The sequence below is a fragment of the Chromobacterium alticapitis genome (assembly GCF_002924365.1).
GTDB lineage: Bacteria > Pseudomonadota > Gammaproteobacteria > Burkholderiales > Chromobacteriaceae > Chromobacterium > Chromobacterium alticapitis.
Genome location: NZ_PQWB01000128.1, coordinates 1 through 5,130, shown reverse-complemented (window position 1 = coordinate 5,130; position 5,130 = coordinate 1). Strand labels below are relative to the sequence as shown.

At 66.9% G+C, this 5,130-nt stretch carries 7 protein-coding genes; 1 reads left to right on the top strand and 6 read right to left on the bottom strand.

The annotated features are described in order from the left end of the window. The 3 genes from C2I19_RS19385 to C2I19_RS19375 all read right to left on the bottom strand — a co-directional run. On the bottom strand, positions 1-330 hold a 330-nt coding region (locus C2I19_RS19385; RefSeq protein WP_199181281.1), incomplete at its 3' end, for a hypothetical protein. 13 nt (positions 331-343) lie between these two features. Beyond that, positions 344-958, bottom strand: coding sequence for a glutathione S-transferase family protein (locus C2I19_RS19380; protein ID WP_103904264.1), 615 nt, complete (start codon positions 956-958; stop codon positions 344-346). Between the two features lie 111 nt (positions 959-1,069). Then, complete coding sequence (locus C2I19_RS19375; RefSeq protein WP_103904263.1) at positions 1,070-1,582, bottom strand: MarR family winged helix-turn-helix transcriptional regulator; 513 nt, start codon at positions 1,580-1,582, stop codon at positions 1,070-1,072. A 112-nt stretch (positions 1,583-1,694) separates the two neighbouring features. Between C2I19_RS19375 and C2I19_RS19370 the strand changes: the two genes are divergently transcribed. Then, positions 1,695-2,573, top strand: a complete 879-nt coding sequence (locus tag C2I19_RS19370; protein WP_103904262.1) for an EamA family transporter — start codon at positions 1,695-1,697, stop codon at positions 2,571-2,573. Between the two features lie 185 nt (positions 2,574-2,758). On the opposite strand, the gene C2I19_RS19365 is transcribed toward C2I19_RS19370, so the two are convergent. From C2I19_RS19365 to C2I19_RS22105, 3 genes are all read right to left on the bottom strand, one after another. After that, the gene (locus tag C2I19_RS19365; protein ID WP_158253767.1) at positions 2,759-3,292 is read right to left on the bottom strand and encodes a GNAT family N-acetyltransferase; all 534 of its coding nucleotides are present in this window, start codon (positions 3,290-3,292) and stop codon (positions 2,759-2,761) included. 199 nt (positions 3,293-3,491) lie between these two features. Then, on the bottom strand, positions 3,492-4,922 hold the full coding sequence (locus tag C2I19_RS19360) for an FAD-binding oxidoreductase (RefSeq protein ID WP_103904260.1): 1,431 nt from the start codon (positions 4,920-4,922) through the stop codon (positions 3,492-3,494). Positions 4,923-4,927: 5 nt separating this feature from the next. Further along, a partial coding sequence (locus tag C2I19_RS22105; protein WP_199181280.1) for a hypothetical protein occupies positions 4,928-5,130 on the bottom strand: 203 nt, incomplete at its 5' end.

Sequence of the window (5,130 nt, the reverse complement as noted above, 5' to 3'; positions counted from 1 at the left end):
GCCGAGCAGGGCCACCGCCGCGCCGGGATGCAGACAGTCGCGCAAGGGGTCGGCCGGGCTGGGCAAGGCGGAAATGCTCAGCGCGCGCGGATCGGGCGAGTCGACAAAGCCGGGCAGACCTTCGATGATGCCCGCCCAAGGCCGCCCGGCCTCGTCCAGCGCCGCCATCGCCAGGAAGGGCAACTGGCGGAAGAAGTCGCGGTGCTGTTCCGGCATATGGTCGCGCACCACGCGCGGGCCGACCGCGGCCAGCGCGTCCAGGCTGCCGGCGCGGCGCTGCATTTCCCGTTCGCCGGCGTGCCAGGGAGAGGCGGGGCGGGTATCGAACATGGCGGTTTCCTGTTTAGTTCTTGACGGCGGGCATGGCCACGAAGCCGGGCAGCGCCTCGACGCGGGCCAGCCAGGCGCGGACGTGCGGGTAGGGCTGCAGCGAGATTTCTCCTTCCGGCGCGCGGGCGGTGTAGCTGTACAGCGAGACGTCGGCGATGGTGGCGGCGTCGCCGGCCAGGAAGGGGCGTTCGGCCAGTTCCTCGTCCATCACCTGCAGCAGCGCGCGGGCGCGGCTGGCGGCCAGTTCGTAGTCCAGCGGCACGCCGCGCCATTTGTGCAGCCGCGCCTGGGCGGCGCCGAAGGCCAGGGGACCGGCGGCGGCGGACAACCAGCGCTGCACGCGGGCTTCGCCCAGCGGATCCTCCGGCAACCAGTCGCCATGGCCGTAGCGGCGCGCCAGATAGACCAGGATGGCGTTGGAGTCCGGCACCACCGCCTCGCCGTCCACCAAGACCGGCACCTGGCCGAAGCGGTTCAGCTTGAGAAAGGCCGGCTGCTTCTGCTCGCCTTCGGCCAGTTTCACCGGAATGGTTTCATACTCCAGCCCCAATAGCGACAGCATCAGCCGCGCTCGGTGGCTGTGGCCTGATAGCGGGAAGTCGTATAGCTGGATGGCGGTGCGGGTCATGCGCGTCTCCTTGTCGGGTGACATGATGGGACCATCACTTTGCCTGAGCGCAGGGCGCAAAGGAATGGCCATGTCACGCAAGGAATTATTTCTCTTTTTGGAATAATTGGTCTAATTGGCGTGGTCTTCAATCGTGGCCAGCAATTCCGCCAAGCGTTTCTGCAGCGCTTCCACGCTGCGAGCCGGCAGCCCGGACAGGATGGCATGCTCATTGGCCACGTGCGCTTCCAGCGCGCGCTCTATCAAGGCGAATCCGTCCGCGCTGAGCCGCACCAGGGTGCTGCGCGCGTCCAGCTCGCTGGCCTCGCGCGTGATCCAGCCCTTGCCTTCCAAGACTTTAAGCCGGTGGGTCATGGTGCCGGAGGTGACCATCAGCGAGGAAAACAGCTCGGTCGGCGCCAGGCAGTAGGGCGCGCCGCTGCGGCGCAGCGCAGCCAGCATGTCGAATTCCCATCCGCTGAGGCCGTAATGCGCGAACACCGCGTCCATCCGCTGCGACAGCAGCGCCGCGCATCGGCTGAGCCGTCCGATCACGCCCATCGGGCTGACATCCAAGTCCGGCCTTTCCCTGGCCCATTGTTCGAGTATGCGGTCTACCGCGTCGCCTGTTCTGGCCTCGGACATATTGCATCCTTGTCTTGAATTCAAGATTAATTTGCCTTGAATTCGAGATAAATGGTATCTTGAATTCAAGTTAGTTTGCCTTCGATTATAAACGCAGGAGAAAGGATTGCCCATGTCTGTCCAGCGCGCCTCCGCCCAGTGGGGCGATGTCTTGATCACCGCCTTGGTGCCGGTGATCTGGGGCTCGACTTATATCGTCACCACACAACTGCTGCCGCCGGATCGTCCTTTCACCGCCGCTTTGCTGCGGGTATTGCCGGCCGGCTTGCTGCTGGCCTGCTTCGGCGGATGGCGGCCGGCCAAGGGGCAGTGGGGACGCATGCTGCTGCTGTCTTTCTTGAATATCGGCGCGTTTCAAGCCTTGCTTTTCGTCGCCGCCTACCGTTTGCCGGGCGGGCTGGCTGCCGTGGTGGGGGCCTGCCAGCCGCTATTGGTGATGATGCTGGCCTGGCAGGTGGAAAGACGCAAGCCGGCGCGGCTGGCCTTGTGGGCCAGCCTGAGCGGGGTGGCGGGCATGGCGGCTTTGCTGTTGTCGACGGGCTCGCATTGGGATGGGCTGGGCATGCTGGCGGCCTTCGGCGGCGCGGTGGTGATGGCTTGCGGCACCTATCTGACGCGGCGCTGGCGCTTCCAGGCGCCGGTGGCGGCGCTGACCGGCTGGCAGCTGACGCTGGGCGGGCTGATGCTGCTGCCTTTGGCGTGGATCGTCGACCCGCCGCTGCCGGCTTTGAGCGCGACCCAGATAGGCGGCTATGTCTATTTAACGGTATTCGGCGCTTTGATCGCTTACCTGCTGTGGTTTCGCGGCATCGCTCGCCTGTCGGCCGTGGCGGTGACATCCCTGGGACTGTTGAGTCCATTGACCGCCGTGGCGCTGGGCTGGGCGCTGTTGGGCCAGGCTTTGTCGGCGCAATCCGTGACCGGCTTGCTCATCGTGTTGATCAGCGTGCTGGCGGTGCAGTGGAGCATGATTACCGTCAGCTCAAAATAAATATTTGCCCTGGGCAATCGTATCGTGATGAGGGAAAACGATGAAAACCGCATTGCAAGCCCTGCTGGGGAGCCGTACCTCGGCCTCTTATTTTGATGCGTCTCATCGCCTGGCGCGGGACGCGATCGACAGCTTGATCCGGCTTGCCGCATTGGCCCTGTCTGCCGACGGCTGGGGTGCTGTAGCTAGTTTGATGGCTCGGGAGGCTCGGCGCGGCTTAGCCGCGCCATCATCAAGACATCGATGTGGCGGCCATCGATGCAGACGGCTTCCCGTTTGCGTCCTTCCAGTTGAAAGCCTTGTCGTTCGTACAGCTTGATGGCATTGAGATTGTCCGCGTGAACGGTCAGCTCCAGCCGGCGGAAGCCGCGCTGTTCGGCTAAGCGCACGGTGTTTTCCAATAGCCATCCGCCCAAGCCCATGCCGCGGTGGCTGGGCAGCAGACCGATGCCCAGCGTGCCGCCATGCTGATAAATGGGTAGACGATGCGGCGTGACATCGCACCAGCCGATGACTTGATTGCCGTCCAGCAACAGCAAATGCGGGGCCTGGCTGGCCAATTGGCTGCGCACATATTCAGCGGAAGACGATTGCGAGATTTCCAGAAAAGAAAGAAAGCGACGCTCCCTGGCCACGCTGTCGCTGACGCGCCAGAAGTCCGCGGCTCGGTCTGCGCTCAGCTGTTGCAGTGTAAAGGCCGCGGTATAGGGACTGGACATTAAAATGGCTTCCAGAGAAAAGGCCATTTTGCTGATTTTTTAATGACATTGCAATAATGAGTGGTCAGTCCGCCGGACTGGCTGCCCATGGCGGCGCAGCCATGCCGTCGGGCGAATAGACCTGCCTGGCGACCCATAGCCGCCGCACCTGCGGATTGCCGTTGGCCGGCAGGAGCGGCGGGCAAGCGTATCCGCCGCTTCAGCCGTAGCGGTGGCGGCCCAGCGCCGCCGCCGGGTCCAACAGCCGCTGCAGTCCGGCGGCTAAACCTTGCGCGGCGGGGCAGGTAAATTTCCGGTAAAAGGCCGCGTTGAGCGGGCCGACGCCGTGCTCGGCGCTGAAGCCGCCGCCGTGATCGGCCACCAGTTGGTATAGCGCGCTTTTGAGCATGGCGAGCTTGGCCGGGCCGTAGCCGGCGGCCATCCCGCGCGGCAGCAGCACGATCAAATGGCAGCCGCCGTCGCCGAAATGGCCGAAGTCATACAGCCGCAGCGCCGGGTGCTCGGCCGTCAGCCAACGCTCGGCGGCGGAGAGGAAGGCCGGCAGCCGGGAGCGTGGCAGGCCGACGTCGAAAGACAGCGGCGTACCCGCCGCCGCCAGCGCCAGCGGCAGGCTGTCGCGCAGCGGCCATAGCCGCTCGGCTTGGCCGAAGGCGGCGTCTAGAATCAGTCCGCGCTCATGCAGGCTGGCCAGCAGCGCCTCGGCCCGCTCTTGCAGCAGCGCGTCCAGCCCTGGCATGGCGCTGGCGATTTCCACCAGCGCGTAGCAGCCGGCGACGCTGCCCGCCAGCGGGTGGCGCAGGGCGGGGAACTGGCGCAGCGTGGCGTTCAGCGCCGGCGCGCCCATCACCTCGAAGGCGGACAGCGTTTCGCCGAAATGCTGCTCGAAGGCGTCCAGCGCGACGAGCGCGGCTTCTCTATCCGGCAGGGCGGCGAACAGCGTCAGCTGCGAGGCGTCGAGCCGCTTCAAGTCCCAGGATGCGGCGGTGACCACGCCCAGCGCGCCGCCGCTGCCTATGAACAGCTGTTTCAAATCGATGCCGGCATTGTTCTTGCGCAGCGGGGCCGTCAGGTCCAACACGCTGCCTTGCCCGTCGGCCAGCACCACTTCCAGGCCCAGCAGGTTGCGGCGCGCGTCGCCGTGGCGCAGCAGCCGGCTGCCGCCGGTATTGGCGCCGACCAGGCCGCCAGTGGCCGGGTCGCTGCCTACGTCTATCGGCAGCCACAGCCCGTGCGGCTCCAGCTGGCGGTTCAGCTCGGATAGCGACAGGCCGGCCTCGGCCACCGCGCTGCGGTTCAAAGGATCGAATTCGCGCAGCCGGCGCATCCTGGCCAGGGAGAGCACGGCCTGGCGGCCGGAGCCGTCCGGCACCGCGCCGCCCACCAGCCCGCTGCGGTTGCCCTGCGGCACCAACCGCGCGCGGTGGCGCGCGGCGGCGCGCAGCAGGGCGCTGACGGTCTCGGTGCTGTCGGGCAGCAGCACGGCGGCGGCCTGGCCTCGGCAACCCGAGGCGTCGGCCTGATACGGCGCGCAATCCTCGCCGCGCAGCAGCGCGCCCGGCGGCAGCAAGGAGGCGGCCTCGGCCAGGAAGGCGTCGAGGCCGGCGGCGGGGGCGAGCAGGGCGGCATCCATCGCGCTCACCTCGCCAGCGCCAGTTGCCGCGCCAGCCTGCCGCGGATCAGCAATACCGCCAGCACGGGCGCGACGCCGCCCAGCAGCGGGCTGTGCCGCAGCCAAAGCGCGATGGCGATGGCGGCGGCCGCCGCGGCCAGCAGCAGGGCGGACACGCGCCGCACGCGCTCCGGTTGCGGATGCGCTTCGCCGATGAAGCCCAGCGGCG